General features: G+C 67.1%; 32 protein-coding genes. 18 read left to right on the top strand and 14 right to left on the bottom strand.

Annotated features, from left to right (window positions below; all coding sequences use genetic code 11):
• Positions 1-125 precede the first annotated feature (125 nt).
• The 17 genes from JJQ90_RS26095 to JJQ90_RS26020 all read left to right on the top strand — a co-directional run bounded on the left by JJQ90_RS26095 (position 126) and on the right by JJQ90_RS26020 (position 14,745).
• Positions 126-533 carry a hypothetical protein gene (locus JJQ90_RS26095; RefSeq protein ID WP_168049736.1) on the top strand — a complete coding sequence of 136 codons (408 nt, stop codon included), beginning with the start codon at positions 126-128 and terminating at the stop codon, positions 531-533.
• A 131-nt stretch (positions 534-664) separates the two neighbouring features.
• Complete coding sequence (locus JJQ90_RS26090) at positions 665-1,216, top strand: cupredoxin domain-containing protein (RefSeq protein WP_456305470.1); 552 nt, start codon at positions 665-667, stop codon at positions 1,214-1,216.
• A 16-nt stretch (positions 1,217-1,232) separates the two neighbouring features.
• On the top strand, positions 1,233-3,044 hold the full coding sequence (locus tag JJQ90_RS26085; protein ID WP_168049737.1) for a copper resistance system multicopper oxidase: 1,812 nt from the start codon (positions 1,233-1,235) through the stop codon (positions 3,042-3,044).
• A complete protein-coding gene (locus JJQ90_RS26080; RefSeq protein ID WP_168049738.1) occupies positions 3,044-3,769 on the top strand; it encodes a copper resistance protein B in 726 nt (241 codons plus the stop codon). The genes JJQ90_RS26085 and JJQ90_RS26080 overlap by 1 nt, the downstream gene beginning before the upstream one ends.
• Before the next feature lie 35 nt (positions 3,770-3,804).
• On the top strand, positions 3,805-4,548 hold the full coding sequence (locus JJQ90_RS26075) for a response regulator transcription factor (protein WP_168049739.1): 744 nt from the start codon (positions 3,805-3,807) through the stop codon (positions 4,546-4,548).
• A complete protein-coding gene (locus JJQ90_RS26070) occupies positions 4,545-5,915 on the top strand; it encodes an ATP-binding protein (protein ID WP_216879205.1) in 1,371 nt (456 codons plus the stop codon). The genes JJQ90_RS26075 and JJQ90_RS26070 overlap by 4 nt, the downstream gene beginning before the upstream one ends.
• A 137-nt stretch (positions 5,916-6,052) precedes the next feature.
• Positions 6,053-6,385, top strand: coding sequence for a DUF411 domain-containing protein (locus tag JJQ90_RS26065; RefSeq protein ID WP_230411005.1), 333 nt, complete (start codon positions 6,053-6,055; stop codon positions 6,383-6,385).
• A gap of 1,057 nt (positions 6,386-7,442) precedes the next feature.
• Complete coding sequence (locus tag JJQ90_RS26060; RefSeq protein WP_230411004.1) at positions 7,443-7,886, top strand: hypothetical protein; 444 nt, start codon at positions 7,443-7,445, stop codon at positions 7,884-7,886.
• A gap of 207 nt (positions 7,887-8,093) precedes the next feature.
• Positions 8,094-8,297, top strand: a complete 204-nt coding sequence (locus tag JJQ90_RS26055) for a heavy-metal-associated domain-containing protein (RefSeq protein ID WP_168049744.1) — start codon at positions 8,094-8,096, stop codon at positions 8,295-8,297.
• A 286-nt stretch (positions 8,298-8,583) separates the two neighbouring features.
• On the top strand, positions 8,584-8,853 hold the full coding sequence (gene copM, locus JJQ90_RS26050; RefSeq protein WP_168050077.1) for a CopM family metallochaperone: 270 nt from the start codon (positions 8,584-8,586) through the stop codon (positions 8,851-8,853).
• Positions 8,854-8,949: 96 nt separating this feature from the next.
• The gene (locus JJQ90_RS26045; protein WP_168049745.1) at positions 8,950-9,564 is read left to right on the top strand and encodes a Spy/CpxP family protein refolding chaperone; all 615 of its coding nucleotides are present in this window, start codon (positions 8,950-8,952) and stop codon (positions 9,562-9,564) included.
• Position 9,565: 1 nt separating this feature from the next.
• The gene (locus tag JJQ90_RS26040; RefSeq protein WP_209443224.1) at positions 9,566-9,820 is read left to right on the top strand and encodes a DUF2933 domain-containing protein; all 255 of its coding nucleotides are present in this window, start codon (positions 9,566-9,568) and stop codon (positions 9,818-9,820) included.
• A gap of 29 nt (positions 9,821-9,849) precedes the next feature.
• The gene (locus tag JJQ90_RS26035) at positions 9,850-10,287 is read left to right on the top strand and encodes a hypothetical protein (RefSeq protein WP_209443225.1); all 438 of its coding nucleotides are present in this window, start codon (positions 9,850-9,852) and stop codon (positions 10,285-10,287) included.
• Positions 10,288-10,301: 14 nt separating this feature from the next.
• On the top strand, positions 10,302-12,671 hold the full coding sequence (locus JJQ90_RS26030) for a heavy metal translocating P-type ATPase (RefSeq protein ID WP_168049746.1): 2,370 nt from the start codon (positions 10,302-10,304) through the stop codon (positions 12,669-12,671).
• A gap of 40 nt (positions 12,672-12,711) precedes the next feature.
• Positions 12,712-12,837 carry a hypothetical protein gene (locus tag JJQ90_RS27405; protein WP_268958725.1) on the top strand — a complete coding sequence of 42 codons (126 nt, stop codon included), beginning with the start codon at positions 12,712-12,714 and terminating at the stop codon, positions 12,835-12,837.
• Positions 12,837-13,301, top strand: a complete 465-nt coding sequence (locus JJQ90_RS26025; protein WP_216879204.1) for a c-type cytochrome — start codon at positions 12,837-12,839, stop codon at positions 13,299-13,301. The genes JJQ90_RS27405 and JJQ90_RS26025 overlap by 1 nt, the downstream gene beginning before the upstream one ends.
• Positions 13,302-13,419: 118 nt before the next feature.
• A complete protein-coding gene (locus JJQ90_RS26020) occupies positions 13,420-14,745 on the top strand; it encodes an MFS transporter (RefSeq protein WP_168049747.1) in 1,326 nt (441 codons plus the stop codon).
• A gap of 103 nt (positions 14,746-14,848) precedes the next feature.
• Here JJQ90_RS26020 and JJQ90_RS26015 read toward each other — a convergent pair whose 3' ends face one another.
• From JJQ90_RS26015 to JJQ90_RS25965, 11 genes are all read right to left on the bottom strand, one after another.
• Positions 14,849-15,265 carry a CopG family transcriptional regulator gene (locus JJQ90_RS26015; RefSeq protein WP_168049748.1) on the bottom strand — a complete coding sequence of 139 codons (417 nt, stop codon included), beginning with the start codon at positions 15,263-15,265 and terminating at the stop codon, positions 14,849-14,851.
• A 6-nt stretch (positions 15,266-15,271) separates the two neighbouring features.
• Entirely contained in the window at positions 15,272-17,248 is a 1,977-nt protein-coding gene (locus tag JJQ90_RS26010; protein ID WP_168049749.1) for a conjugal transfer protein TraG, read from the bottom strand.
• A 154-nt stretch (positions 17,249-17,402) separates the two neighbouring features.
• Positions 17,403-19,160, bottom strand: coding sequence for a relaxase/mobilization nuclease domain-containing protein (locus JJQ90_RS26005; RefSeq protein WP_216879203.1), 1,758 nt, complete (start codon positions 19,158-19,160; stop codon positions 17,403-17,405).
• Positions 19,161-19,472: 312 nt separating this feature from the next.
• Positions 19,473-20,189 (bottom strand): lytic transglycosylase domain-containing protein, encoded by a 717-nt coding sequence (locus tag JJQ90_RS26000; protein WP_457851898.1) that lies wholly within the window; start codon positions 20,187-20,189, stop codon positions 19,473-19,475.
• Positions 20,190-20,302: 113 nt separating this feature from the next.
• Positions 20,303-20,833, bottom strand: a complete 531-nt coding sequence (locus JJQ90_RS25995; protein WP_230411003.1) for a S26 family signal peptidase — start codon at positions 20,831-20,833, stop codon at positions 20,303-20,305.
• The gene (locus tag JJQ90_RS25990) at positions 20,830-21,294 is read right to left on the bottom strand and encodes a DUF2840 domain-containing protein (RefSeq protein ID WP_168049751.1); all 465 of its coding nucleotides are present in this window, start codon (positions 21,292-21,294) and stop codon (positions 20,830-20,832) included. The genes JJQ90_RS25995 and JJQ90_RS25990 overlap by 4 nt, the downstream gene beginning before the upstream one ends.
• Complete coding sequence (locus tag JJQ90_RS25985) at positions 21,291-22,364, bottom strand: replication initiator protein A (RefSeq protein ID WP_216879202.1); 1,074 nt, start codon at positions 22,362-22,364, stop codon at positions 21,291-21,293. The genes JJQ90_RS25990 and JJQ90_RS25985 overlap by 4 nt, the downstream gene beginning before the upstream one ends.
• Positions 22,365-22,376: 12 nt before the next feature.
• Positions 22,377-22,661: a helix-turn-helix transcriptional regulator gene (locus tag JJQ90_RS25980; protein ID WP_168049753.1), complete on the bottom strand. Its 285-nt coding sequence runs from the start codon at positions 22,659-22,661 to the stop codon at positions 22,377-22,379.
• A gap of 124 nt (positions 22,662-22,785) precedes the next feature.
• Entirely contained in the window at positions 22,786-23,127 is a 342-nt protein-coding gene (locus JJQ90_RS25975; protein WP_171970240.1) for a DUF2285 domain-containing protein, read from the bottom strand.
• Between the two features lie 82 nt (positions 23,128-23,209).
• Positions 23,210-23,548 carry a transcriptional regulator domain-containing protein gene (locus tag JJQ90_RS25970; protein WP_168049422.1) on the bottom strand — a complete coding sequence of 113 codons (339 nt, stop codon included), beginning with the start codon at positions 23,546-23,548 and terminating at the stop codon, positions 23,210-23,212.
• A 122-nt stretch (positions 23,549-23,670) separates the two neighbouring features.
• Positions 23,671-23,937 carry a DNA -binding domain-containing protein gene (locus JJQ90_RS25965; protein WP_168049755.1) on the bottom strand — a complete coding sequence of 89 codons (267 nt, stop codon included), beginning with the start codon at positions 23,935-23,937 and terminating at the stop codon, positions 23,671-23,673.
• A 152-nt stretch (positions 23,938-24,089) separates the two neighbouring features.
• On the opposite strand from JJQ90_RS25965, the gene JJQ90_RS27590 reads away from it, so the two are divergent.
• On the top strand, positions 24,090-24,407 hold the full coding sequence (locus JJQ90_RS27590; protein ID WP_168049756.1) for a helix-turn-helix domain-containing protein: 318 nt from the start codon (positions 24,090-24,092) through the stop codon (positions 24,405-24,407).
• Between the two features lie 140 nt (positions 24,408-24,547).
• On the opposite strand, the gene JJQ90_RS25955 is transcribed toward JJQ90_RS27590, so the two are convergent.
• The 3 genes from JJQ90_RS25955 to JJQ90_RS25945 all read right to left on the bottom strand — a co-directional run bounded on the left by JJQ90_RS25955 (position 24,548) and on the right by JJQ90_RS25945 (position 26,904).
• Positions 24,548-24,865, bottom strand: a complete 318-nt coding sequence (locus JJQ90_RS25955; protein WP_168049757.1) for a DUF736 domain-containing protein — start codon at positions 24,863-24,865, stop codon at positions 24,548-24,550.
• A gap of 464 nt (positions 24,866-25,329) precedes the next feature.
• On the bottom strand, positions 25,330-25,869 hold the full coding sequence (locus tag JJQ90_RS25950; RefSeq protein ID WP_209443227.1) for a hypothetical protein: 540 nt from the start codon (positions 25,867-25,869) through the stop codon (positions 25,330-25,332).
• A gap of 102 nt (positions 25,870-25,971) precedes the next feature.
• Entirely contained in the window at positions 25,972-26,904 is a 933-nt protein-coding gene (locus tag JJQ90_RS25945) for a DUF2493 domain-containing protein (RefSeq protein ID WP_209443228.1), read from the bottom strand.
• Positions 26,905-26,937 lie beyond the last annotated feature (33 nt).

Raw genomic sequence — 26,937 nt, 5'->3', positions numbered from 1 at the left:
GCGTCGCAATGCGACGTATTGAATATGCTTTGTCGGCAAGCCGATAAACCGCTGCAACGGAGGCATTCCATAAGTGGCCTGTGCCGCACCGCAAGGTGCTCGGCCCACGCAAGGAGAGAGCCACCATGTCCCCGACTTCACCCACTGGATTAGCCCTCGCACTCGTCGCCGGCCTGGCCGTGGCGCCAACCTTGGCGCACGCCAACGGTCAGCCGGTGGTCTCCCTGGAGCCGATGTACCTGGGTCGCCTGCCTGTGCTGATCTACTCCAACCGCGCTTCAATGGTGACCTCGCTACCGGTGCGGCGCGTGACCGGCAGCGGAGAGAACGTTGAGATCGAATACGACACCTCCGCCACACCGAGTCCTGTCGTCAGCTGCGTCAATCCACGCATTGTCGGAACTGGGGAGAACGCCAGCAGCGAGTGCGACGAGGCCGCGACCGCCGCCGCGCCTCACACGATGCCCGACATGGGTGGGGGCCACAATTCGGCACTCTGGAACCTCCAGCGGCTGTCCAATTCGGTCCGCTGACCATCCTCCGGACGTCCCGGTCAGCAATATTTTGTCATGATCGGGACGTGCCCCGTACATGTTGGCAAGGCATCCTCCATGCCGAGGGGTTGTTCCGTCCGCCCCCCGCCCAACCATTCCAGGAGAGACCTGTGATCAAGATGTCCCGTTTGGCTGCCCTGACGTTGCTGGCGGCCGCCGCCGCGACGCCTGCGATTCTCGTTCCAGCCCCTGCGCTCGCCTCGCCAGAAGGTCATGGCAACAACGCCCAGTTGCTCGGCCAGCCAGCCGCGCGCGGCACCGGCCGCGTGGTGCGGATCGAGATGACGGAAAACGCTTACAGCGTGCCACGCATCCAGGTTCGCGCCGGCGAGACGATCCGCTTCGTGGCGGTGAATCGCGGCCAGTTCCTGCATGAGTTCAGCTTTGCGCCGGCTGCCGTCGCGGCCGCGCACCGGCCCGAGATGGCACGCATGTTCGAGCACGGCATGATCACGCCGGAGCGCGTCGTCAGCCTGACGATGACGATGCCGGACGGCACACGCATGGACCACACGGCGCCCAACACGGTGCTCGTGGAGCCGGGCAAGACCGGCGAGATCTCCTGGCGCTTCACGCGCGCCGGCACCATTGAGATCGCCTGCAACATCCCCGGCCACTATGAGAGCGGCATGGCGGCCGAACTCGTCGTGACGCCGCGCTGAACGACGGAGAACGCACATGACCAGCCCGCTTTCCCGTCGTGACTCCCTGAAGCTGGCCGCCGCCGCCGGGATGGCGGGCGTGGTGACCGCCTTCCCAGGCCGCCAGAGCTTCGCCAATGCGCATCGCGTTCAGGATCTGGCGGTGGAGGCTACGCGCATCACCGTTGATGGCACGCAGACCAATGCGCTGACCATCGGCGGCACTGTGCCCGGCCCGGTACTTCGGTGGCGCGAGGGCGAGGAGGTGGTGATCCGGGTCACCAACCGCCTGAGCGAGCCGACCTCCATCCACTGGCACGGGCTGCTGCTCGCCGGCGTCATGGACGGCGCGCCCGGCTTCAACGGCTATGAGGCGATCCAGCCCGGTCAGACCTACACCTACCGCTTCCAGCTCCGGCAGGCCGGCACCTACTGGTACCATAGCCACTCCGCGGCGCAGGAGCAGGCGGGCATGTACGGCGCGATCGTCATTGAGCCGGCGAGACCGGAGCCGGTGCGCGTGACGCGCGACTATGTCGTGTTGCTCTCGGATCATAGCCCGGAAGCGCCGGACGCTATCTTCCGTAATCTCCGGAACCGCGAAGGCTACTACAACCGTGGCCAGCGCACGTTTCTGGATTTCATGCGTGACGTTCGACGTGATGGCTGGAGTGCCACAATGGCCGATCGAAAGGCCTGGGGCGAAATGCGGATGGACCCGACGGACCTAGCCGACGTCACCGGCTACAGCTTCCTGGTCAACGGGCGCGGCCCGCAAGACAACAAGACTTTCCTTTTCACCCCGGGCGAGCGGGTGCGGCTACGCTTCATCAACGGATCAGCCATGTCCATGTATGACGTAGCGATTCCCGACCTGCGGATGACGGTGATCTCGGCGGACGGGTTGCCTGTCATCCCGGTGCCGGTCGACGAGTTCCGCATCGGCGTCGGCGAGACCTACGACGTGGTGGTCAACCCGACGGAGGCGCGAGCCTTCACCATCATGTCGGAGCCGCTCGACCGCAGCGGTTATGCGCGCGCCACGCTGGCACCGCGCGAAGGGATGGAGGCGGCTATTCCGCCACGTCGGCCGAGGACCGTGCTGACCATGGCAGATATGGGCATGGCCCATGGCGGGATGGCGATGGGCGGCTCAGCGATGGCTGGCATGGATCATAGCGGTATGGCGATGGGTGGCTCGGCGATGGCGGGCATGAACCATGGTGGCATGCCGATGAGTGGAAGTGGCACCGGCCCGGCCGCGGCCAACCCTCATGCGGGGCATGTGATGCCCGGCGCGCCGGCGCAAGCCGCAGCCGACCCCCATGCGGGACATGCAATGCCTAGTGCCACTGCCATGGCCGATCCGAACAACCCTTTGGGTTGGGAACAGGCCGGCACACCCGAAGGCAAGCGTGCACTGCGCTACGCCGACCTCCGTAGCACGCGAGCTCGCCCGAACGCGCCGCAGCCTTCACGGGACATCATCCTGCGACTCACCGGCCAGATGGGGCGCTATTCCTGGTCACTGAACGACCGCCGCTTCGGCATGGAGGAGGGAATCCGGGTCCGCGAGGGTGACCGCATTCGCATCCGATTCATGAATGAGACGATGATGGCGCATCCCATGCACCTGCACGGGATGTTCATGGAGATGGAGAACGGCGCAGGCGACCGGCTGCCCTACAAGCATGTTGTGCTCGTCCGCCCGGGTGCCGAAGCCTCCGTTCTGCTCACCGCCGACGAGGTAGGCGACTGGCCGTTCCACTGCCACCTCCTGTACCACATGGAAGCCGGCATGATGACGCGCTTCATCGTCGAGCCGGCTCGCGTGGCGAGCGCCGGTTGATGCGAAATGTTGTCCTTGCTGCCGTCGCGGGTGCCTTTCTGGCGCCCGCTATGCCCGCCCTGGCCCACAGCCATAACGCCATTAACTCAGTGGTCCGCCTCAATAATCTCGACTACGGCGGGTCTTCGCAGGGCGATCGATTCTCATGGGATCTCGATGCCCGGGTTGGAACTTACGATCATCGGCTCCTGTTCCGTACGGAAGGCGAGCAAATCCGTGGTCAGACAGACAAGGCCGAGATCCAACTCTTCTACAACCGACCCATCTCGGAATTCTGGGACGTCAACGTCGGGTGGCGCCGCGACTTCTTCCGGACCAATAGGAACTACGGCGCTTTCGGCTTTTCGGGCATCGCGCCCTACTTCTTTGAGGTCGAGGCAACCGCCTATGTCAGCGAAGAAGGCGTGCTGAGCGGGCGCCTGGAGTCTTCAACCGACTTGCTGATCGCCCGAAGCATCTTCAACGACAACGGACCAGGTCTCTATCTGAAGCCCGCAATCGAGATCAACGCAAGTGCGGGCAATGACCGCGAGTTGGAGATAAGGCGGGGACTGACGGACATGGATCTGTCGCTACAGCTGCGCTACGAATTTACCCCTCAGATCGCGCCCTACGTCCAGGTCGGCTGGGAGCGTCAGTTGGGCGAGACCGCCAATCTGGCACGCGCGAATGGAGAGCGAATTTCCAACAGCTATGCTGTCATTGGCATTCGATCGATGTTCTGATGTTACAGGGCCCGCGTACACGGAGGTAGTCAGCTATGCGGGCCGATCAATTGTCACCAGAAGCGCATCTCCTCGTTGTCGAGGATGACGGGGAGATGCGAAACCTGATCACGAAATTCCTGCGCCAGAACGGCTTCCGCGTCACTGGCGCGCGCGACGGGCGGGAGATGTGGGACGTGCTAGGCAGCGCCCCGGTGGACCTTATTCTTCTCGATGTCATGCTTCCCGGGCAATCCGGCCTCGATCTGTGCCGCGCCCTGCGCGCGAAGTCAGGCGTGCCGATCATCATGGTGACGGCGCGCGGTGAAGAGGCAGATAGGGTGCTCGGGCTCGAATTGGGTGCAGACGACTATATCCCAAAGCCGTTCGGCCGCGCAGAACTTTTGGCGCGTGTGCGGGCTTTGCTGCGTCGGTCCAGCGGCGCAGCTGGCGAGCCGGTGGCAGGCACGACGGGAGGCACGATTACCTTCGGCGGTTGGTCGCTTGATGCCCGGCGGCGGGAGCTGGCGTCCCCGGACGGCGTGGCGGTCGACCTCTCGGGCGGCGAATACGATTTGCTGCTGGCCTTCTGCGAGCACGCACAGCGGGTTCTGAGTCGGGACCAGCTGCTCGACCTGGCGCGGAACCGCCATGCATTCAACGGCACCGACCGGTCGGTGGATGTGATGGTGAGTCGCTTGCGGCGGAAGCTTGAACCGACCGACGAAAGCCCGACAGTGATCAAAACGATCCGCGGCGCCGGCTATATGTTGGTGCCTGCCGTGAAGCGCGGCGTGTGAGGTGGCTCGGCTGGCTGGTTCCCGGGACGCTTGGCGGGCGCGTCGTCCTTGTCCTGCTGGTCGGCCTGCTCACCTTCCATGTCGGCAGCCTTTGGGTGCACCAGGCGGGAACTGCGGCGCTGCTCGGCACGACGTGGGAAGCAGTGCTCGCGGAGCGTCTGGTTTCCGTCAAGCGCGCGGTGGTCGCGCTGCCGCTTTCGGAGCGCGACGGCACAGCTCATGCCCTATCAACCGCTAGCCTGGACCTGCATTGGACCGCAGACCCGGCCGTAAACTTGGTGGAGGAGGCAAGCTCACGCATTGAGGCGCTCCGGGCAAGGCTCGGCGAACTCGTGCCAGTATCCGACCTTGCCGGCCTTCGGCTGGGCTATGCCGAGCAGGGCGCGAATCAGGCCGACCCGGCGCGCCACCTGCTTCTAGGCGCACTGCCAATGGCGGATGGAACTTGGCTCAACTTCTCGGCGACGCTGCTCCGTTCGGGTGCACCCGAACACGCGACAGTATTGTCCACCACGGCCATGGGTGTGGGTATCCTCATCCTCGCGCTGTTCGTGGTTCGGCTGATAAGCCGACCGCTGCGCGCGCTGTCGGAGGCGGCGGACCGGATCGGCGGGGTGGGGTCGCAGGCGCCGATCCCGGAGGAGGGGCCACGTGAGGTCCGCCAGGCGGCGCAGGCCTTCAACCGAATGCAGGGGCGCATCGACCGTCTCATCGCCGACCGCACGCAGGCGCTGGCCGCCGTCAGCCACGACCTGCGCACACCAATCGCGCGACTGCGGCTGCGCGCCGGCTTCGTCGAGGATGGCGAGGCGGCGCGTGCGATTGATTCCGATCTCGACGAAATGGAGGCAATGATTGACTCAACACTCGCCTATCTGCGTGGCGAAACCGAAAGCGAGCCGCGCAAGGCGGCCGATTTGGTGGCGATGATCGAGACCCTGTGCGACGCGGCCGCCGATGCGGGCGCGGCCGTGACCTATACCGGCCCATCGCAGGCGAGGCTGGTCTGCAGCCCGGTGACGCTGAAGCGAGCGTTCTCGAACCTGATCGACAATGCCGTGAAATATGGAGGCGGCGCTCGTGTCGGGCTGATCGATGAGGGATCCCGGATCCTAATCCGAGTTGAAGATGACGGGCCCGGCATTCCAGAGGCGGACATGCAGGCAGTGTTCGAGCCGTTCCGGCGCCTCGAGACATCGCGCAATCGCGGCACCGGCGGCAGCGGGCTCGGTTTGACTATCGCTCGTCAGGCTGTCGAGCGGCACGGCGGTACGCTGCGGCTTTCAAATCTGCCCGCTACTGGGTTGTTGGCAGTAGTTACGCTACCGATATCAACAAACACATCGACAAAGGAGAGTGCGTCGTGACGCTAGGAAGACGTGGACTGTTTTCGGCGGGATTAACCTTGCTGGCTGCACCGGCCGCTGCGGTCGCGGGGGGGCTACCGCGCGTTCAGGTGTGGCGAGATGCGAACTGCGGCTGCTGTGGCGCGTGGGTGGAGCACATGCGCACGGCAGGCTTCGCCGTTGAAGACAATGTTGTGGGATCGGTAGCCGCTGCGCGCAGGGCGCTCGGCACACCGGCTGACCTGCTCTCCTGCCATGCGGCGCTAGTCGACCGCTATGTACTGGAAGGCCATGTGCCAGCGGTTGCCGTGAAGCGCCTGCTGGCAACGCGTCCCCCAGGTGTCCGCGGGCTCTCGGTGCCGGCCATGCCGCTGGGATCGCCGGGCATGGAGATGCCTGGCGCAGCGCCGGATACCTACGACGTAATCGCTTTCGACGGCACTGGCGGCCGAATGAGCTTCATGCGTTTCCGGGGCGGCGAGCCGGCCTGACCGCTTTGCGCGGCCACCCGGCAATCTCGTCCGGTGTTCCCGCTATATCCGCCGAAGCCGTAGAAGGAACCGACGACGCCGGTTCTCGCTGTGAAGCCAGGCGATTGGAAAGATGTGAAGCCGTTCGCCGAGGTTCGAAGTGGCGAGACGTAGCGGGCGGAGAAGATCGCAAGGCGGGTTGCGAAGCCCGCCGAATCTCGCTCGAGGCTGCTGGCGCCCGTGTGGATCGCGAATGTGAGACACGTGTTCGCGAGATTCACTCGCTTGGCCACGCCACACTGCTTGCCGCGACGCTTACGCTGCCGCTGTTCGTACTCGAGATGGTGGGCCACCTTGTGCGTGCGCTGCATCTTTGGATAGCCGGCGCGATCGGATGGAGGTGTTCTGGTAACTGCATTTCGCCCTGGCCGCGGTGATGCTCTTCGGGCTTGGCCTGTGCTTCCATTTGAAGGGCTGACCGACCTGCTGCGCGGTGCGCCTAGCATGGACTCTCGCTGGTAGCGATCGGCACCGGCACCGCTTGGGCCTACTCGGTCGTGGCAGCTTTCGCGCCGGGGCTGCTACCTGCGCAGGCACTGGCGGTTTTTACGAGGCGGAGGCTGTCATCGCCACCCTGATCCTGCTTGACCGCCGGCTCGAGGCGCGGAGCAGGCACTGACATCGCCATCAAGAGCGCCGACGGGGTGCTTATACGCGGCGACCTACTCGGCGTGCCGAACGCCATTGCTCTTGGCCATGCTACGATCCGGAACATCCGCCAGAACCCGTTCTCGGCTTCCGCCTACAATGGCGCGCTGATCCCGGTGGCCGCGGGCGCACTGCATCCTGCCTTCTGCATACTGCGCTCGCCGATCCTCGCAGCAGCCGCGAAGGGACGCTCCAGCGTCTTGGTTCTCATTAAGGCATTGCGCTCAAGAAGCGTCCGGACGCCCGGGGAGCTACAGCGGAAGATCCCTACTCTTCCTCACACAACCCACCAGCGACGGAGCCGCGCAGCATGTCGTAGGGATGATCGCCGAGAAAGGTGTCCACGGCTCTGCTACAATGAGACAAAGTATTGCTGGTGGAGGACTTTTACAACCATTGGGGAGATTCGCGCATTATGAAGGGCTCGCGCCAATCGACGGTGCTCAAAGGTCCTTCGGTCGGCGTCAACAAGGGCGAGCAAGAGGAGAATGCCGTGATAGGACTGACCAGGGGTATCGGCGTGAGCTTGGCTGTGCTGCTCGCCGTGGGCGCAGCTGCGTGTGCACCGCAGCAGAATTCTCCCGCAGCGGCCTCAGCGCGGAGCGCGAGTGGCTCACAGGCACCGCCGGGCCAGGGAATGTCCGGCATGCAGGGACACAGTATGGGGGGCATGGATCATCAGGCGATGATGACGCACTGCGCCCAGATGCGGCAGTCGGTGCAGCAGGGTGCGCAGTTGTCCTCTGACATGCAGCAGATGATGACACAATGCGACCAGATGGACCGGTCCATGGGATCGCAGCGGACGCGCTGACAGCCTTTGTCCTCTTGGCCGAAAGACCTGGGCGTTAGGGGGCGATTTAAATCTTACTGGCGAACCTGGCGACAGCGGCCGATGCGCGGAAGGTTGCGCGAAATCGGCCGTCCAGGAAATCGCTTGTCGCACACTGTTGCGCCTCTTGACCTTACCCTTGTGGCAATCACCACATGTGAGGAGGCGAGATTTCATTAGGGGGGCGTTATGCATCGCTTTCGGATCACAAACATGAACTGCGGCGGCTGCGCGAAGGGCGTAACGGCGTCGCTCCGGCAGGTCGACCCGCAGGCGGAAATCGATATCAAGCTGGACACGCGCGAAGCCTCCGTGAAGTCGACCATGGATACAGCGCGTCTCGAGCAGGCGCTGCGCGATGGTGGTTGGCAGGCCGAGCGCATCACCGCCTGATCCCACGGCGACATGCTTCGTCCTGGCGCTGTGAAGCCGGAGATATACGCCGACTTGATGATGCAGATCGTTCAAGGGAAGGAAGCCATCTGATGCCTCGCAAATCCTTCGTGCTGTCTCTCGCAGCCGGCATATTTTTTAGCGCTGGCCTCGGTTACGCCGTGTCGCAGGGCATTTCTCCAGGGCATCTCATGCCGGACGGCACGATGATGCACGGCCAAATGCCGAATGCGCCTGGTCACACGCCCGGGATGCAGCACGCACCCACCGCGCAGCAGCTGGGCGCATCGGGCAGGCAGTCCCCTCGACCGTCGCCTTTCTAGCTGCGAACGAGAAGATGCACCGCGACATGGCCATCACTTTCACGGGCGATGCGGACCTCGATTTCGCGGCCTCCATGATCCCCCATCATGGGGGTGCGATCGCAATGGCGCGCATTCAGTTTGCGCACGGTCGGGATTTGGCGATGCGCCGACTGGCCGAAGCCGTGATCCGCGAGCAGGAGCGGGAGATCACCGAATTGCGTGCCTTTTTGGCGCATACGCCTCCCCGGTGACGCTCTGAGCCGACGCCGGGCGGCACCCTGCGCGCACTCAACCGGCTCCCGTTCGTCTCACAACACGGTTGCCCAACAACCGAAGAGGACAAGACCATGAGGAAGCTCAGCAGTTTCACAACGGCAGCCATTCTGGCGCTCGGAGTGGCCGGAACGGCGCTCGCGCAAGCGCCAGCACCTGCTGGCGGAGCAACCGATCCCCATCATCCCGGAGCGCCCACCGGCGCCCCGCAGCCAGCGACGCCGCCAGCCCAACACGGCGCGCCAGGTCCCGGCATGGCAGGCCCGGGTGCCGGAATGATGGGTGGCGACATGGGCCGCATGATGCAGCAGATGATGCAGAGCCGGATGGCAGCTGCATCGATGCAGCCCTTCCGCCGGATTGAGGGACATCTGGCCTTTTTCCGCGCTGAGCTGCGGATCACGGACGGCCAGATCTCTCAATGGAACGCGTTCGCGGATGCGGTTCGCGCCCAGAGCGACAGGCTTCGGCAGGCAATGCAGCAGGCGATGGGCAGCAGCACCGGCCCTGGCACCGCGCCAGAACAGATGGAGCGCCGTATCGCCCTGCTCTCCGCCCATCTGGAAGCGATTCGCGCGGTCAGCGCGGCGGCGACACCGCTCTATGCAGCGCTGTCCGAGGAGCAGCGCCGCACCGCCGACGAGCTAATGGCCGAGCACCTGCGCGGCATGCGGATGGGGATGCGGTGACATGGACCGCATGGTTGGCGTCCATGCGCAGGGCGCGCCATCCTGGTGGCGCACCCGCACCGGAATCGCCGTGATCGGCTTCGCGCTAGTCGCGGCCTTCTACGTCCTGCGAGAGCATTGGGGCCACGCGTTCGGCGCGCTACCGTATTCTATCCTCCTCGCCTGTCCGCTGTTGCACCTGTTCATGCACCACGGGCATGGCCACGGCGGAGGCGGGCAAAATGCTGGTTCAGATCGTGGCACCGGCGCCAAATGATGCAACTTGCGCCGCAAGGGTGGGCTGCCTTGGCCACCCCCGCGGCACGCTACCTCGCGGTCATGGTAGCCTTGAATCTGATCTGGGAAGTGGCGCAGCTCCCCCTCTACACGTTGTGGGCGGAGGGAACGCCGGGCGAGATTGCCTTCGCCGTCGGTCATTGCACCGGCGGGGACGCGATGATCGCCGCTGCCGCGCTGGCGATCGCGATACTGCTGACGAGAGCCTGGCAATGGCCGAGCCGGGGGTGGGGACGCGTCACCGTTACCACGACCCTGGCGGGCCTTGGATACACGGTGTTCAGCGAGTGGCTGAACGTCGATCTGCGCCAGTCGTGGGCCTACACGGCCGCCATGCCGCGCCTTCCGCCGTGGGGAACCGGGCTCACCCCTTTCCTTCAATGGCTGCTGTTGCCGCCACTGGCGATGCTGACAGTGCGGCCGCCCGCGCGACCTTTCGCGCGCTGAGGAGTTAGACGGACATGGAACATCACGGCCCCCACACCGCCCACGGCAAGCACGATCCTGAGCTTGAAGGGACTGCCTCGGCATCGGGAACCGTGAAGGATCCGGTCTGTGGCATGACGGTGGACCCGGCAAAGACGGCTCACCACGCCGATCATGCAAGGCATGCCTACCATTTTTGCTCAGCAGGTTGCCGCACCAAGTTCATCGCCGAGCCTGGTAAGTATCTGCAGCCAGGTGCCCCGCTGCGCGCCGAGGCTGTGGCGCCGGGCACCATCTACACCTGCCCGATGCACCCGCAGATCCGACAGCCGGGCCCCGGCAGTTGCCCGATCTGCGGCATGGCACTCGAACCTGAAACCCCCTCGGCCGAGACGGGACCCAACCCGGAGCTTGTGGATTTCACCCGGCGCTTCTGGATCGGCCTTGTGCTGACCATCCCGGTCTTCCTGCTGGAAATGGGTGGCCACCTGACGGGGATGATGCACCTCGTCGGCGGGCCGCGCGTCGGCAACTGGATTCAGCTGGCGCTGGCGACACCCGTGGTGCTCTGGGCTGGCTGGCCGTTCTTCGTCCGGGGCTGGCAGAGCCTGGTGAACCGAAGCCTCAACATGTTCACCCTGATCGCCCTGGGCACTGGGGTCGCCTGGGTGTTCAGCGTCGTGGCCACCTTGGCGCCTGATATCTTCCCGGCGGCCTTCCGCGCGACCGATGGCTCGGTTGCCGTTTATTTCGAGGCGGCTGCGGTAATCGTCGTGCTGGTGCTGCTCGGGCAGGTGCTCGAACTTCGGGCGCGCGAGCAGACAGGCGGCGCAATCCGCGCCTTGCTCGATCTGGCACCAGCCCAGGCCCGGCGGCTGCGGGACGACGGATCAGATGAGGAAGTCCCGCTGGCCGCAATCGTGGTCGGCGATCGGCTCCGCGTCCGCCCAGGCGACAAGGTGCCGCTCGACGGCGCGGTGCTGGAGGGCACCTCCAACGTCGATGAGAGCCTGGTGACGGGTGAGGCAGTGCCGGTCACCAAGACGGTGGGCGATCAGGTCGTCGGCGGCACGCTGAACGGCCAGGGCAGCTTCATCATGCGCGCCGATCGCGTCGGCCAGGACACGGTACTGGCGCAGATCGTCCGCATGGTCGCGGGAGCGCAACGTTCCCGCGCGCCGATCCAGCGCTTGGCCGATCAGGTCTCTGGCTGGTTTGTGCCGGTGGTGGTGGCAATAGCCATAGTTGCCTTCGCGGTCTGGGCGATATGGGGACCAGAGCCGCGCCTCGCCTTTGCTTTGGTCGCCGCGGTGACGGTGCTGATCATCGCCTGCCCGTGTGCGCTAGGGCTGGCGACACCGATGTCCATCATGGTGGGCGTGGGACGGGGCGCGCAGGCCGGCGTGCTCATCAAGAACGCCGAGGCGCTGGAGCGCATGGAGCGGATCGACACGCTGGTCGTGGACAAGACCGGCACCCTTACCCAGGGGCGGCCGGACGTGGTGGCGGTGATCCCGGCGGTGGGCGTGGCCGAGGATGAGGTTTTGCGCTTAGCTGCGGGGTTGGAGCGGCCGAGCCAGCATCCGCTCGCTGAAGCCGTGGTGCGGGCGGCGGAGAAGCGCGGCTTGGCCGTACCGGCGGTCGAGGGCTTCGATGCGCCAATCGGACGTGGCGTGACGGGGGCGGTCGAGGGACGCCAGGTCGCGGTTGGTAACGCCCGTCTGATGGACGAGGCGAAGGTGGATGTCGGCGCGCTGTCGGCGGAAGCCGAGCGCCTGCGTGGGGATGGCGCCACCGTCTTCTTCGTGGGGGTGGATGGCCGCGCCTTCGGAATTGTCGCCGTGGCCGATCCAGTCAAGGCGACGACACCAGCGGCGCTCGCGGGTCTCGCGAAGGATGGCGTGCGGGTGGTGATGCTGACCGGCGATAACCGCACGACGGCGGAGGCTGTGGCGCGGCGCCTTGGCATCACAGAGGTCGAGGCGGAGGTTCTGCCCGAGGACAAGCAGCGCATCATCGAAAAGCTGAAGGTCGAAGGGCGTCGCGTGGCGATGGCGGGTGATGGCGTGAACGACGCGCCTGCGCTGGCGGCTGCCGAGGTCGGCATCGCCATGGGCACGGGTACGGCCGTTGCGATCGAAAGCGCGGGCATCACGCTGCTCGGCGGTGACCTCATGGGGATCGTTCGAGCGCGGCGGCTGTCGGAGGCCGTGATGGGCAACATCCGGCAGAACCTGTTCTTCGCCTTCGCCTACAACGCTGCCGGCGTGCCGATCGCCGCGGGCGTGCTGTATCCGATATTCGGGATTCTGCTCACGCCCATCATCGCGGCGGCGGCGATGGCGCTATCGTCGGTGAGCGTTGTGGGCAACGCGCTGCGGCTCAGGGCGACGCGGCTCGATTGAAGATGCCTGATCGCTGCTGAGGAGGGCACGGAAGAGTATGATGAATGAAACGATGATGAGTGGCGGGATGTTCTGGGGAATGGGTGTGGTTGGGCTGCTGTTCCTTGCCCTTCTTGTCCTGGCGATCCTCGCGCTTGCCAAATACGTGTTCGGACGACGCAACTGATGCGGGTTCATTCCCACCTGCTCGCCGCGGCAGTAGGTGTAGTCGTGGCGGCGGCGCTCGCGGGGGGGGGGTGGAACCTGTGGAGACCAAGCAGTGATAGCTTGGAGGGAGACGAGGCAAGTATCCATCTCGGGCGGCGCGTTTATGCGGAGAACTGCGCCTCCTGCCACGGTGTGAAACTCGAGGGCCAGCCGAACTGGCGGACGCGCCGGCCGAACGGCCGCTTGCCCGCGCCGCCGCATGACGCCACAGGCCACACTTGGCACCACCCGACTGCCCAGTTGATCGAGTTGACCCGCAAGGGGGTCACCGGCCTTGTGCCGGGCTACGAGAGTGACATGCCCGCCTTCGAGGGCGTGCTCACCGACGCAGAGATCGCGGCTGTCATTGCCTATATTGCCAGCACTTGGCCGCAAGAGCTCCGGCGCCGGGCGGAGGACGTTCCCAAAGGGGCCAGCCGATAATGGGGGGGGGGGAAACGTCCAGCATGCCTACTGTTCAATCGAATCCTGACTTTTGGTGTCGCTACCGGCGCGTGTCGCCGTTCGTTTGATGCCATAGAATGGCACACGGATGCCCTCCATGTTCAGCCCGCTTGCCAACCTGACCTATCGCCGCCTGTTCGCGGCGCAGGTTTTGTCGCTGCTCGGCACGGGCCTCTCCACGGTCGCGCTGGGGCTGCTCGCCTATCACCTCGCCGGCGCCGATGCCGGGACCGTGCTGGGCACGGCGCTGGCAATCAAGATGATCGCCTATGTGGGCATCGCGCCCGTCGCCGGAGCCTTCGTGCATCTGGTGCCTCGGCGCAGCCTGCTGGTGGCACTCGACCTGCTGCGCGCCGCGGTTGTACTGGCGCTGCCCTTCGTGACCGAGATCTGGCAGGTCTATGTGCTGATCTTTGTGCTGCAAACTGGCTCCGCCGCCTTCACGCCGACCTTCCAGGCGACCATCCCCGACATTCTCCCGGATGAGGCCGGCTACACCAAGGCGCTGTCTCTCTCGCGCCTCGCCTACGACCTGGAGGCGCTCGTTAGCCCCGCGATCGCCGCTGCGCTGCTCGGGTTGATCGGATTCCATTGGCTGTTCGCCGGCAATGCGCTGGGCTTCCTCGCCTCGGCCGTTCTCGTGCTGAACGTGGCGCTGCCCTCGCCCAAGCCACTGGCGACGGAGGAGGGCGCCTGGGGCCGCATCACGCGCGGTGCGCGCATCTACCTTGCCACGCCCAGACTGCGCGGGCTGCTCGCGCTGAACGTCACAGTGGCCATGGCCGGCGCGATGGTGATCGTGAACACCGTGGTGCTCGTGCGCGCGGGCTTCGGCCTGGGCGCAGCCGAGCTGGGCTGGACGCTGGCGGCCTATGGCGCCGGCTCCATGCTTGCCGCACTCGCGGTGCCGCGGCTGCTCGACGGCGTGATGACCGACCGCACCGCCATGTTGGCCGGTGCCGGACTGCTTGTTGCGGGCTTGCTGATCGGGCTGCTGGTGCCGAGTTGGTCGATGCTGCTGCCGCTTTGGATGCTGCTGGGCCTTGGCAACGGGCTCGTGCTGACGCCGAGCGGACGGTTGCTACGACGCTCAGCTCATGCCGGCGATCGCCCTGCATTGTTTGCGGCGCAGTTCGCACTCAGCCACGCCTGCTGGCTTGTCGCCTATCCGGTGGCAGGGCGGTTCGGCGCTGCAGCGGGCATGGATGCCACCTTCCTGGTGCTCGCTGCGCTCGGCGCCGTGGGGTTGGTAGCGGCCATGCTGCTGTGGCCGAGGAATGATGCCGAGGAGGTCGAGCACATTCACGATCAGCTTCCACCCGGGCATGCACATCTGGATGATGCGCGACCGGATCCGACGGGCGCGCTTCGCCACCGCCATGCCTTCGTGATCGACGACCTTCACCAGAGCTGGCCACGGTAGAATCAGGCGCGATGCGCTGATGGGTCAGAGGCGTTCGGGCGGGATGGTGAGGATGGTCACGGCATCCTTCGCTTCGTCACCTCCACCGAAAGCGTCGCCGCCGCTAGTCGGATTGACTTGGTTCACGCTCAGAAGCGACCTCATCTGCAAGACCCCGGCTTTGAACCAGTCGGCGTCCTAGCGCCTCTATAAATGCCTGGTAACGTTCTCGTCCCTTGGCCTGAGTGGCGGCCGGAGCAGTGTCCGGTAATGCGGGCGTACTGGTCAGCCAGAACCGTACGAACAGGGCTAACGCCTCATTGCCGATGGTGGTGTGGCGTTCCAGCCGCTCGCTGACACGCGACAGGCGATCGAGCCGACGTGCGAGGGCTGCCTCCAGCCGCTCAGGACCGTCCGGCGACAGGTAGCTCTCGAGTGCGGCCTCGACCACGACGGCTTGGCTCATGCGCTTGCGCGTCGCGTAATCGGCGAGGCGGCGCATCAGACCCGGGGGCAGCCGGAAAGTTGCCTTGGTCCTCATGGCGGGTCAGAGGGCAATGCCGTCATCGGGGTCGAGCGCCGCCTGGCGTACCAAGCGACGTGCGCGCGCCGCGAGGGCCCGCGTACGGGCGACATCGTCGTCCTGCTCGTCCTCCGAGAAGACGAACTCTTTATCGGACGGCGGCCCTGGCTCAGGCGCGATCTGCTCATGCTCCGGCAGGGTAGGCTCCCGTCGGATGCCGCCCTCCGTATTGTCGATCGCGGCGGAGGCGGATTTTGCTGCCTCAAACGCGGGGGGCTTAAGCGCGCTCCAGTCATCCGGGCGGGGCACTGACGGCTCAACCGATACGGGGTCCGGCGGCGCCACCACGCGTGCGCGAAGCTGCCTGTCCTCGTAGTAGCGCGCCTTCAGCGCGCGGATTGGCGGGCAGCCCGAGACCAGGACGATCTCATCCGTCGGTGGTAACTGCATCACCTCGCCCGGCGTCAGCAGCGGCCGCGCGGTCTCCTGGCGGCTGACCATGAGGTGGCCGAGCCAGGGCGAAAGGCGATGCCCCGCATAGTTCCGGCTATCCCGAATCTCAGTCGCAGTGCCGAGCGCATCGGAGACGCGCTTCGCCGTGCGCTCGTCATTCGTCGCGAAGGCAACGCGGACATGGCAGTTGTCGAGGATCGCGTTGTTGGGTCCGTAGGCCCGCTCGATCTGGTTCAGGGACTGCGCGATGAGGAAGGACCGGATGCCGTATCCAGCCATGAAGGCGAGCTGGCTTTCGAAGAAGTCGAGCCGCCCGAGTGCGGGGAACTCATCCAGCATCAGCAGCAGCCGATGACGTCGCCGATCGTTTTCCAGCGCCTCGGTCAGGCGCCGGCCGATCTGATTCAGCACGAGTCGTACCAGCGGCTTGGTCCGCACGATGTCGGAGGGCGGGACGACGAGGTAGAGCGTGACCGGCTCGCGCGCCTCGACCAGGTCGGCGATCCGCCAGTCGCAGCGGCGGATCACCTGCGCGACGACCGGATCACGATATAGACCGAGAAAGCTCATCGCGGTCGATAGAACACCGGATCGTTCATTTTCCGACTTATTGAGCAGCTCTCGCGCGGCGGAGGCGACGACAGGGTGTGGCCGGTTGCCGAGATGGGGCGTCGTCATCATCGCCGCCAGTGTGCGCTCGATCGGGCGGCGTGGATCGGAGAGGAAGCCCGCGACGCCGGCGAGCGTCTTGTCCTGCTCGGCGTAGAGAACGTGCAGGATGGCGCCGACCAGCAGGGAGTGGCTGGTCTTCTCCCAGTGGTTCCGTCGCTCCAGCGCGCCTTCGGGGTCGACCAGGATGTCGGCGATGTTCTGCACGTCGCGCACCTCGCTGTCGCCGCGGCGCACCTCGAGCAGCGGGTTGTAGGCGGCGCTCGCCGGGTTGGTGGGGTCGAAGAGCCGCACCCGGCCGAAGCGCGCCCGCCAGCCGGCGGTGAGCTGCCAGTTCTCGCCCTTGATGTCGTGGACGATGGCCGAGCCGGGCCAGGTCAGCAGTGTCGGCACCACGAGCCCCACGCCCTTGCCGGAGCGGGTCGGCGCGAAGCACAGCACATGCTCGGGGCCGTCATGCCGGAGGTAGCGCGGCGCGAACCAGCCGAGGACGACGCCATCGGGGGCAAGCAGCCCGGCGTCTCGCACTTCGCGCTCCGTCGCCCAGCGGGCCGAGCCGTAGGTGGTCACGTCCCGGGCCTCGCGGGCGCGCCAGACGGACATGCCGATGGCGATGCCGATCGCCGCGAAGCCACCGGCGACGGCGATGATGGCGCCCTCGTAGAACACGCTCGGCGCGTAGGCGTCATACCAGTACCACCAGAGGAAGAAGGCGGGCGGGGGGTAGACCGGCACGCTCCCCCAGACGTCCATCGGTTGCCCGAGCTGCGCTTGGTAGCCAAGGCGCCAGGCGACCCACTGCGTCGCACCCCAGACCGCGGCGAGGACGATCAGGAAGACGACCAGGACCTGACCCCAGAGGATCTTGGTGGCGGTCATCGACGGGTGGGGAGCGCGGCGGACATGCCATGAGAGGTGCGCGATTGACGCGGTGACCTTCAAGCGGCCAGCGGCCGGCATCGTGCCCGCGGCGAGCGCATCGCGCGAAACGGCGGGGACGCCTACCTAGCCGATGCGGTGGCGCGGCATCCGCTCAGAGGCTGAGGCCTCGCTTGCGCGTGGGTGTGAGCTCGAGACCGCCGCCAGGCGCAATGCTCCCTGCCACGGCCAGCCCTCGCTGTCGCTCCATTGATGGCTTCCACGGTACAAGCTGGAAGCCCAGCCCGTCTTCGATTATCGCAAAGCGCCCCGAGGCCAGGTCGAGGCGTCGGGTGAACACCCCGGAGACAGGGTCACCCTCCCGCGCCGGCCGCCATGACTTGCCCGTCTCGGCCGCTACCCGCGCGGCAGCCGCCTCCACCTCGCGCTGGCGCAACGTGTTGAGCAGGTCGCGCGCGAAGACCACGCGCTGACCCTGCCGTCGTGCGAGACCGGCCGCGACGAGATGCTCGGTCCGGCGCGCGAGCGCGCCCTCGATTTCCGCACCGAAGCCCTGCCCCGCCAGTGGTAGCGCCCCGCGGTCCAGCAGGCGCCGGTCCAGCCAGGTCGTGCCATTGGCGGTGACCTGCGCCTCGACCGAAAGATCCGACCGCACGACCAGAGCGCTGCGTTCCCTCCCGCCGACGTCCTGGTAGCGACGGAGTTCGACGACCGCACCTGGGTGCCCGTCGCCGGTTGCATCGATATCCGCGAAGCGGACATGATGCACGCGGCCATCGACGCCGTCGATGATCGCGTAGCCGCTGCCCTTGAGCTCGTCGGCGATGCCGCGCTCGAGGAGGCGGCCGATGATGGGCTCGGGACGGTCGCCATGGATGGCGAAGTCACCGGCCGCGCGCTCGGCACCGAGGCCCTGCATGGCGCGGTGCATGGTCCTGATGATGTCGCCGCGGGTGCCGAGGTCGCGAAGCGTCTCCTCCATGCCGGGCTTGAGCGTCCAGACCGCGGGACCATGCCGGTCGGCGAGACCGAACCGCTCCAGGGTCTGCGCCCGGCCGATCATCAGCCGGCGGAGTTCCGGATCGGCAGCGTCCGCGCCGCCGGGGCGCAGGTCCAGGATGCCGCCACCCTCATCGGCGGCGGCGCGGAGGGCACGATCGAGACCGGTCCAGCGCTCGGCACCGACCTCAGCCTCCAATGCGCTGCGGATCTCCTTCTCGGTCCGCGGCCCAAGTTCCAGCTCGACCAGCGCTTCGGCGCGGCCGCGGAAGCCGCGCGAGATGTAGTCGCGCGAGATCACCAGGTCGCCGCCATCCTGGGCCCGGCCGCGCACCAGGACATGGACGTGGGGGTTGTCGGTGTTCCAGTGATCGACCGCGACCCAGTCGAGGCGGCTGCCAAGATCCTGCTCGGCCTGGCGCATCAGGTCGCGCGTCCAGGCCTTCAGGTCTGCGAGCGCGGGCGCGTCCTCCGGGCTGACGATGAAGCGGAAGTGGTGCCGGTCATCGGCGCAGCGCTCCGCGAAATCCCGGCCGTCGGCATTGTCGGTGCCCGCGCCGAAGAGCTGGGCCTTGGCGCCGACGCGCGTCACCCCATCGCGCTGAAGGTAGCAGATGTGGGTGGCGAGGGAGGCGGAGCGGAAGCGCGTGCCCTGATGGCGCACGACGCGCGCCTTGATCACGACGCGGCGCGACGGCGAGCGAAGCGCTGCCTGTGCCGCAGCGGCGCGGCCCCGCCCGAAACGCGAGCGGTTGCTAGCCCGCGACCCGCCGCCAAAGCCGGGGCCGGTATGGCCGGCCTTGCGGACAGCTCGCATGACCTGACCGACGAAGCTCTGCGCCCGGCGGGTTGGCGCACGTGTGTCGCCGATGCGGCCGGGGCGGACGTTCAGATCGTCGTCGCGGGTCGTCATGGCCGCCGAGCCGCCGGCGCGCAGCGGCGGCTGGCGCTGAGGCCGTTGATTTGCTTTGGATTTTGGCAGGAAGAGCCAGCCGCCACTTCGGCGCGAGGCGGGGATTTCTGTGTTGGATTAGTGACATACGTCCGACCGCCAGCCCTGCTTTTATCTGGCAATCGGCGGTCGGGGTTCCTGAGATGCCCGGCTCTCCACTTCCGTTGTCCCTCCCGGCGGTATCCGATGACACTACAGCAGCACATCAGCGCGCGCGGGGGGGCGACGCATGCTGAGCGGAAAGGGGCTGCGCGATCCCGCGCTGCGTGGCGGTCACTGATCATGCCCACCGCTGCCACGACGAATGGCGAAAATGTGGTCGCGATCGGTTACCGGGCCGTCAAACTCGGGCGCCTCGGCTGTTCGGGATCTGCGAGCCATCGGCTGCGCCGCTTGCCCACCGGCGGTGATCGATGTGTCCGCGACAGGCACGAAGATCGACCGGGCCAGTGCTGCTGTCTCCGCCGGTGCGTCACCGCCGAGCAGCACAAAGATGCCGTCGGGACCGTGCGCCGTTCTCGCCGCAAGCTGGCCAGGCGCCGCATTGCCAGCGCCGCCGGTCATCATCGGCGCGAGGGCCGCGACATACGCTCGCGTCTCCGCCGGCAGCGGCTGTCCGGCCACCAGATGGGCCTCCACTCGTCCCGGACCGGCGTTGTAGGCCGCCAGCATGAGCGGCGCCGATCCAAAGCGGTCCAGCATCTCCCGAAGGTAGGCGGTGCCCGCCAGGATGTTGTCCTGCGGTGCGAAGGGATCGGCGCCGAGGCCGTGCCGCGTGCGCAGGCTTGCCCAGGTCGCCGGCATCACCTGCATCAGCCCCATGGCGCCACGGTGCGACACAGCGAGCCGATCGCCGGCGCTTTCGGCGCGCATGACCGCCCTGATCCAAGCCTCTGGGATGCCGAAGCGCTCCGATGCAGCCGCAATCTCGGCGCCGTGAAGCGTCTGCGCCGCCGACCCGGTCGGCAGCAGACCAAGTAGCAGCAGCAAGGCCGCGATGAAGTGGAGCGACCGGGACGGGAGGGAAGACGCGTGGCGTCCAGCGCGCGCTGTCGGAGCGCCGTGCGTCGTCGATGGGCGTGCGTGGAAAGGGGGCGTTTTGCTCACAGTCCGCGCTCCGTGATCCAGATCGGGCGAAGCCTGGCGACGATGCTGTTGCGCGGGATGGGTCCGAAGTAGCGGCCGTCAAGGCTGTCGGGCTCCGCCGCATTGAGCAGGAACACCTGATCGGATTCGAGCCCGTGGCATCCGTGCCAGGCCGGCAGCGGGCGGCCCAGGCGGTCGGCGACGCGACGATGCGCCACCCTCTGGTCGTCTACCTTGATGGCGTCACCCATCGCGCACACCACCTGCGGCGGCAGAGCGACGACGTGCTTTAGAAGCGGCACCCCGCGCGCGACGTAGCCGCGCTCGTCGAGGAACCTCGCCAGCGGCTCGGGCGGGCTAACAAGCACCAGGTCGCCCAGTGCGACATCGTCGGCAGGTGCCGCGATGTAGAGGCCGAGCGGCACGCTCGCTGATGCGTTCCAGATGATGCGCGGCTGCCAACCCGCGATTGCCGGGACAGCGATCAGCCCCAGCCCGGCCAGTATGGCCGCGAGGGGCACCGCGCGGCGTCTGCGCAGCGCCATCATGCGTCGATCCTCCGGCGCAGCAGCCAGGCGCGGTGGCGCTCGCGCGTGTAGGCGCGCGGCTGCTCGCCGGCTGCCAAGCGGTTCATCACGTGCCGCCAATGGTCGGGGCAGGCCTCCTCCGGCGCGACGCCCGTCTGCTCGACCGCATCGATCGCGCGCAGCACCTCGTTGACCTTCGGCCAGCCGGAGATGCGCAGCAGGATTTCTGCCCCCGGCGTCACGAAGCCGATCGTGCTGTAGGCCTCGCCAGGCCCAACCGCGCGCAGGATGTCGATGCGGCTGACGACGGTGCCATAGCCGTTCGACGCCCACCGCACGAACGCGAAGACCTCACCCGGCGCAAAGGCGACGACGCGGCGGCGGCGGTCGAGGATCGTCTCTTCGGCGATCCGCCCGAAGCGGATCCAGCGCTCGACGCGGCCCTCGAGCCAGAGCAGCTCGACGCCGGTCAGCGCGGTCATGGCGCGCCCTCCCGTTCCCCGTCTCGGTCGGCTTTCCCGCCGGGCGGGCGCCCCACTACCAGTTTAGAGTTAGACTCTCTATTAGACTCATTAAGCGGCCGAATTTCGTTGTCGTGGCAATGGTTTGCGGGGCATTCCTGCGCCTGATCTGCCGATAGTCCTGCGCCTGATGTGCCGATACCTTCTGCGCCTGATCTGCCGTGCTGATCCACAGGCGCACGTATGTTATCCACAGTTTGCCCACAGAGTTGTCCAGGCGAGATGTGGAGAACTTCGGCCCCTGCGGCCGTCCGTTGAACAGCCAGCCGGTAGCGCGGGAGTGGCTGCCGGGCTGCGATGCGGCGCAGATCCAGCGCGAAGTCGGTAAAGCGCGCCAGGCTGCCGGATTTGGCGTGCAGGTGCCGAAACTCGAACGCCCAGCCGCGCGGCTGATGGCCGGCATGCTTGCGTGCGACGCGATACAGCCAGCGCTCGATGCCACCGGTCAGACGGAAATAGGCCGGGTCGATCGTCAGCACGAGTTGTTGGTCGAGGACGCCGCGGTGGAACCAGTCGGGCAGGATGAACTCCATCCCCTCGCAGCGGCCGGAGGCCGTGACGCGCTCCTCCCATTCGTTGATCCAGGAGAATTGCTGGCGCCGCCACTGCGCGCCGTTGCGGATCGTGGTGCGGACGGCCGTGGATTGCAGGCGCGCCAGGGCGGCCTTGAGGAGGAGGTACTGGTGCTGGCCGGCGCCTCGGCCGATGGCCGTCAGCAGGTGATATGGCGTGAAGCGGAGGAACCGTGAGGTTGTCACCCCGCGTTCCGCTGCTGCGACGATCTGCGAACCGGCCCAGATCAGCACATCGGCGTCCCAGATAGTCGCCATGCCGTGCTCGGGGACGGCGTGGACCTGCACCTCGATGCAGCCGGCGCGGTACAGGATCGGTGCGGTTCGACGGCCTTTTGCCAGCGAGAAGAACGGTCGCTCCATGAGATCGCGCTGGTCGCGGCGCGGCGGACCGTCCTCCGGCAGCGCGTCAAAGGGGCTGAGCCGGAGCCGTTCGCTGCCGGCATTTTTGGGGTGCATTTGGCGACGCCCTCAACGCCGGGCCGCGCCGGCATAGGCCGGCGAGACTGCCGCATGGCGCTTGGCGGGCAGCACGGTCGCGCCCGTGTCGTCGCTGGTCGAGGCCTTGGTGCCGCGGTTCACCCAGGCCTGGAGGTCTGTGACGGCATACACGACGCGGCCACCGAGCTTCGAGTAGCGCGGGCCGGTGCCATAGGTGCGGTGCTTTTCCAGGGTGCGGCCGGACAGGCCAAGGAAGCGGGCGGCCTCGGGGGTGCGGAGATAGCGCGGCGGCAGGCCGGCATTCGGGTCGGGCATCGTGAGCCTCCGGTGACGTTGTGGGATGCAGCGCATGGGGCGCGGCGGTCAGGTCGGAGGCTGGCGAAGGGGAGCAGCGTCGGGGGAGTACGAAGGGACGGGCCGGCTGGGCGTACCCACACCGTCAGCGCGCGAGCTTCACGCGCGGGCCCTGGCGAAGCAAACCGCGATAGCCGCCGTCGCGCAGCCGGATGGCGTCCGCGACCAATCGCATGGTGCGACCGCGGAGGTCATGGGACTTCCAGGCCGCGCCCACGGGTACGCGCGCTGGTCCGAACAAGCCCGCCGCCAGCTGCCTGTAGCTGGCACCGGTGTCGCGTCCGTCGAGGGCGCGAAGAGCCTGCACGAGCCGATGCCGGCGCTGCCTGGTCATGTCGTCCGCGGGCAGATTTCGGTCATGCAGCGCGTGCCAGAGGCGCAACACCGATCCGAGACGCTGCGGAAGGTGTTCGTCGAGCGGGATCAACGCCCCAAGCGGCGCTCCGTCGGGCGTGCCGGCGACCACCCAAGTAGGCATGGCAAGCTTGCCGACGGCGCCATGCAGCCCGTCACTCGCCGGGCGTGGCGAGCTCACCCACGGCAGGGCAGCCGGTGAGGGTGGCGAGAACGACAACTGCAAGGCCGAGAGCGCCACGGTGGAGGAGCAGATTAGTGGTGCCCAGACCACCCCTGCCGCTCGCGCATTCAGCGCCGGATCGGCCGGGAAATCGCAACCCCCAGTGCTCGGCGACTGCTTCGGCCGCATCGTCGGGCGGCGCGTCGTCGAGCTGTTCCCAATCGCGCTCGTAGCGCGGGTTGCGCCGAAGGAACTCCCAGGCGAGATCGCTTGCCGAGGCGTTCTCCAGCTCTGCATAGGCGGCCGCCGACCGCCAGTCTCGCGCCGGCATGGCAAGGCTCCGACAGGGGACGGAATTTAAGCTCCGCACACAGTATGCCGACAGATGCAACCATTCCGTGCCCTGTGGAGTCGCACGGCGAGCAACACGTGTTGCCCCTTGCGCAACGTCGCTCAGCTGCTCGAGCCCTGTCGCAGCAGATCGCGATAGCCCGATTCCGTCATCCAGCGGGCTCGAGCGAGGTGGCTATCGTGGATACGCCGCGCGCGATCTGGATCGCTGCCAGCGTCAAGGCCAAGCACGATCCGCGCGACTTCCCGCCAATCCGCGCCCTCAGATGCCGCATCGAGTAGCCGTAGGTAGGCGACTTTGTGCGCAAGGTCATAGGCCGTAACGCGCGGCTCATCTGGCGGGGTGTCCAGGATCGTCGTGGCGGTCATAGGGGCCCCTCAGCCCGGTATCGTTCGCGTGAGCACAGGGTCACCGATCTGTGCGGCAAACGCCAGACGTGGCGTTACATGGTGGAGGCCGCGAAGCATTTACACACTATAGAAGATAAACTCAAAGTATGTAACGCGCCAAGCGTGCCGGCATGGACATGCGCCGGCTGGTCGGGAGGAATGTGCGTCGGATCAGGCTGGAAAAGGGCCTGACGCAGGAGGCATTCGCCGAGCGGTCAGGGTTCAGCCAGCAGTATCTCAGCGACCTTGAGCGTGGCCGGCGCAATCCAACGGTGGTGACGCTGTTTGAGCTCGCCACTGCGCTGGGTGTCAGTCACGTCGCGCTGGTCGAGCCGGATGGCGAGGATGCGCGAGTGACCCCGCTACGGCGTGGGGGCCAGCGCAAGGAGAGTGCAGACAAAGCACTCGCGCGAAATGCAGGCGGAGCATCCAAGGCGACGATGTCGTGATCCAGGTTGGTGCTGCATTACAGCTGGCAGGCCGATCAGTGGTGTGAGCTCGCCGGTCGGGTCTGGGAGCCAGCCTAATCCCAGAAGGGGCCGCGGCGTCACTGGCGCCCCGCCCATCCGGGCGGGGCGCTGATGGCCGTTCACTCCCTGCTGCGGTTGCCGCTGGGGCGGGACCAGATCAGCTCGAACTCGCCGCCCTCCATCTCGAAGAGGTTCGCCAGGATCGGCGCTGGCAGGGAGGGGTCGTCAAGCTTGACCGAGAGGTAGTCGCGGCCCTCGTTCGAGGTCTTCTTCCACGCCGCCCCGATCTCGGCGCGGCCGGCGAAGATGCGGAAGTCGGGGGCCTTGTCGCTGCTCTTCTCGGCCGGACGGACCTGGACCTTGGCGTCGAGAGTCAGCGTCGAGACCGTGCCGTTGAAGCCGTCGCCGGTGCGGGTGAAGGTGCCGATGGTCGCCATGACTGTCTCCTGTCTGTCGATCGGGCCGCGCCCATCGCGGCCTCGATGGCGATCGTCCGGCCGGGGGCGGGCGCCGACGCACCCCGGAGGGGCCGCAGCGCAGCGGAGGACGGGGCTGGGAGACTTTCTTGCCTCGCGAGGAATGCGCGGCACGCGCAGGGGAAGAAAGTCGCACCGGCGCCGTTGCGGCCGAGGCGCCCGAGGCGTCAGCCATCCCTCGGCCAGATCAGGCCATCCGAGGCAGCGTGGCAGCGCGACACCGGACGGACCATGGAGACAGCAGGCGACTGTCGCCGCGCCCGCACAAGCGCGATGAACTAGGCATCGCGGTCACGGCGCCCAAGGCGTGTTCAAGGGAAGATCCGGCCGGAACGGGGAAGGCGAAACGCCAGTCCTGTTGCGCATCATCCTGGCTATACGGGTCGCGGCGCGGATGTTCCCGACGGGGGTCGCCCTGCTTCGTTTCAGCTGCGCGATCCCGATGACGGTGCGGGCAGGCGTGCCGCGGAAGAGGATGGCAGGCGAGGCTGATCCGGTCCCGCCGCTTTGGCGAACTCAGCGTCAGGGCGGCCAATGGTGACCTGCCTCGGCTGGGTGCCGAAGCCCGCGAACGCAGCCAACTGCGCTGCCGCTGAGACACCCACCACGAGGCCGCCGATCGCCGCGAAGACGTGGCGCCAGGCTTCCGACGGCACAAGCAGCGCCGAGATCCCGAGCACCGCGTGGTAGCCCACGACGGCGGCCGGTGCGGCGAACAGCAGCGCGATGACGGCCCGCAGGGCGAGCGAGCGCACGGACGCGAAGAGCAGTTGCGCAGCGAACAGCGCGACCACACCCGCGATGATGCCGACCAGTATGGCGCCGATGACCCCCGCGCCTGTCTCGAACGCCCACATGCCGACCGTCAGCCCAACGAAGAACGGCACGGCGTAGATAGCGAGTGTGAACAGCAGCACGAGCATCGTGCCGAGGCCGAACAGGCTGACGATGACACCGAGCGTCATTCGACCCTCCCCGGTCGAGGCGCGATGATGCGCCCCGATTATAGCGGATCGCGGTCGCCCAGCGGTTCGCCTTTGCGCGAGCGCATCATGGTGCGGGCGGCGCTACCCGCCGCCCCCGCGGAAGTCGAAGAGCGGGATGCCGAGTCGCTTCGCCTTATCGGCCAGGTTGTCGGTGACGCCCGAGCCGGAGAAGACGATGACGCCGATCGGCAGCGTCTCGAGCAGCGCGTCGTTGCGCTTGAAGGGCGCGGCCTTGGCGTGGCGGTGCCAGTCCGGCTTGAAGACGATCTGCGGCACCTTGCGCTGGTCGGCCCAGCAGGCGGCGATGCGCTCGGCGCCCTTCGGCGTGCCGCCATGCAGCAGCACCATATCGGGGTGCTTCGCATGCACCCGGTCGAGCGCGGCCCAGATGCGCTGGTGGTCGTTGCACTCGACGCCGCCGGCGAATGCGATGCGCACGCCCGGCGGCAGCAGCGGCTCGGCCTCGGCGCGGCGCCTGGCGGCGAGGAAGTCGCGGCTGTCGATCATCGCCGCGGTCATCGTGCGGCGGCTGACCATCGAACCGGCGCGCGGGCGCCAGGCGGAACCGGTGTGGTGCTCGAAGTGCTCGGCCGCGGCATCACGGAGGAACTCGAAGGCGTTGCGGCGCTCGATGAGCGTGAGGCCCTGGGCGAGGAGGCTTTCCAGCTCGACGGAGCGGACCTCGGAACCGTCCTGCTCGCGCTGGGAGCGCTGCTGGGCAACCTCGTTGGTGTCGAGCTCGCGGCCGATGCGGTCGATGCCGCGATGGAAGAGGTTGACCAGCGACCAGAGCAGGTCGGGCAGGTCGGGCTCGAGGCGCGTCTCGCCGAGGCTGGCGACCAGTACGTCGAAGATGTCGGCGACGGCGCCGGAGAGGCGGTCGGGATCGGGCAGTGGCCGAGGGTCGGGCTCGTCGGCGAAGGGGCGGTAGCCGTGGAGCTGGAGCTCGTCGAGCAGGTGCGCGGTGGCGGAGGCGGCGTGGGTGGGTTCGGTGTCGTCGAAGCGGTCGGTCATGGCCGGGTCCTCGCTGTCACGGGCCGCGCCCAT

Origin of the sequence: Falsiroseomonas oleicola (assembly GCF_019029495.1) — a bacterium.
Taxonomy (GTDB): domain Bacteria; phylum Pseudomonadota; class Alphaproteobacteria; order Acetobacterales; family Acetobacteraceae; genus Falsiroseomonas; species Falsiroseomonas oleicola.
The sequence above is the reverse complement of the archived record's forward strand: the minus strand, read 5'-3'. Positions and strand labels throughout refer to the sequence as shown.

Excerpts from the sequence above, each read along its gene's own strand:
- JJQ90_RS26055 (WP_168049744.1), top strand. The coding sequence starts at position 8,094 with ATGCATCGCTTTCGGATCACAAACATGAACTGCGGCGGCTGCGCGAAG.
- JJQ90_RS26085 (WP_168049737.1), top strand. The coding sequence starts at position 1,233 with ATGACCAGCCCGCTTTCCCGTCGTGACTCCCTGAAGCTGGCCGCCGCC.
- JJQ90_RS26030 (WP_168049746.1), top strand. The coding sequence starts at position 10,302 with ATGGAACATCACGGCCCCCACACCGCCCACGGCAAGCACGATCCTGAG.
- JJQ90_RS25950 (WP_209443227.1), bottom strand. The coding sequence starts at position 25,869 with ATGACGCTCGGTGTCATCGTCAGCCTGTTCGGCCTCGGCACGATGCTC.
- JJQ90_RS26040 (WP_209443224.1), top strand. The coding sequence starts at position 9,566 with ATGGACCGCATGGTTGGCGTCCATGCGCAGGGCGCGCCATCCTGGTGG.
- JJQ90_RS26010 (WP_168049749.1), bottom strand. The coding sequence starts at position 17,248 with ATGACCGCCACCAAGATCCTCTGGGGTCAGGTCCTGGTCGTCTTCCTG.
- JJQ90_RS26075 (WP_168049739.1), top strand. The coding sequence starts at position 3,805 with ATGCGGGCCGATCAATTGTCACCAGAAGCGCATCTCCTCGTTGTCGAG.
- JJQ90_RS26080 (WP_168049738.1), top strand. The coding sequence starts at position 3,044 with ATGCGAAATGTTGTCCTTGCTGCCGTCGCGGGTGCCTTTCTGGCGCCC.
- JJQ90_RS25980 (WP_168049753.1), bottom strand. The coding sequence starts at position 22,661 with ATGCCCGACCCGAATGCCGGCCTGCCGCCGCGCTATCTCCGCACCCCC.
- JJQ90_RS25965 (WP_168049755.1), bottom strand. The coding sequence starts at position 23,937 with ATGACCGCCACGACGATCCTGGACACCCCGCCAGATGAGCCGCGCGTT.
- JJQ90_RS26065 (WP_230411005.1), top strand. The coding sequence starts at position 6,053 with ATGCGCACGGCAGGCTTCGCCGTTGAAGACAATGTTGTGGGATCGGTA.
- JJQ90_RS26025 (WP_216879204.1), top strand. The coding sequence starts at position 12,837 with ATGCGGGTTCATTCCCACCTGCTCGCCGCGGCAGTAGGTGTAGTCGTG.
- JJQ90_RS25970 (WP_168049422.1), bottom strand. The coding sequence starts at position 23,548 with ATGCCGGCGCGAGACTGGCGGTCGGCGGCCGCCTATGCAGAGCTGGAG.
- JJQ90_RS25990 (WP_168049751.1), bottom strand. The coding sequence starts at position 21,294 with ATGACCGCGCTGACCGGCGTCGAGCTGCTCTGGCTCGAGGGCCGCGTC.
- JJQ90_RS25995 (WP_230411003.1), bottom strand. The coding sequence starts at position 20,833 with ATGATGGCGCTGCGCAGACGCCGCGCGGTGCCCCTCGCGGCCATACTG.
- JJQ90_RS25945 (WP_209443228.1), bottom strand. The coding sequence starts at position 26,904 with ATGACCGACCGCTTCGACGACACCGAACCCACCCACGCCGCCTCCGCC.
- JJQ90_RS26005 (WP_216879203.1), bottom strand. The coding sequence starts at position 19,160 with ATGACGACCCGCGACGACGATCTGAACGTCCGCCCCGGCCGCATCGGC.
- JJQ90_RS26015 (WP_168049748.1), bottom strand. The coding sequence starts at position 15,265 with ATGAGGACCAAGGCAACTTTCCGGCTGCCCCCGGGTCTGATGCGCCGC.
- JJQ90_RS26020 (WP_168049747.1), top strand. The coding sequence starts at position 13,420 with ATGTTCAGCCCGCTTGCCAACCTGACCTATCGCCGCCTGTTCGCGGCG.
- JJQ90_RS26095 (WP_168049736.1), top strand. The coding sequence starts at position 126 with ATGTCCCCGACTTCACCCACTGGATTAGCCCTCGCACTCGTCGCCGGC.
- JJQ90_RS25985 (WP_216879202.1), bottom strand. The coding sequence starts at position 22,364 with ATGCACCCCAAAAATGCCGGCAGCGAACGGCTCCGGCTCAGCCCCTTT.
- JJQ90_RS25955 (WP_168049757.1), bottom strand. The coding sequence starts at position 24,865 with ATGGCGACCATCGGCACCTTCACCCGCACCGGCGACGGCTTCAACGGC.
- JJQ90_RS27590 (WP_168049756.1), top strand. The coding sequence starts at position 24,090 with ATGGACATGCGCCGGCTGGTCGGGAGGAATGTGCGTCGGATCAGGCTG.
- JJQ90_RS27405 (WP_268958725.1), top strand. The coding sequence starts at position 12,712 with ATGAATGAAACGATGATGAGTGGCGGGATGTTCTGGGGAATGGGTGTG.
- JJQ90_RS26045 (WP_168049745.1), top strand. The coding sequence starts at position 8,950 with ATGAGGAAGCTCAGCAGTTTCACAACGGCAGCCATTCTGGCGCTCGGA.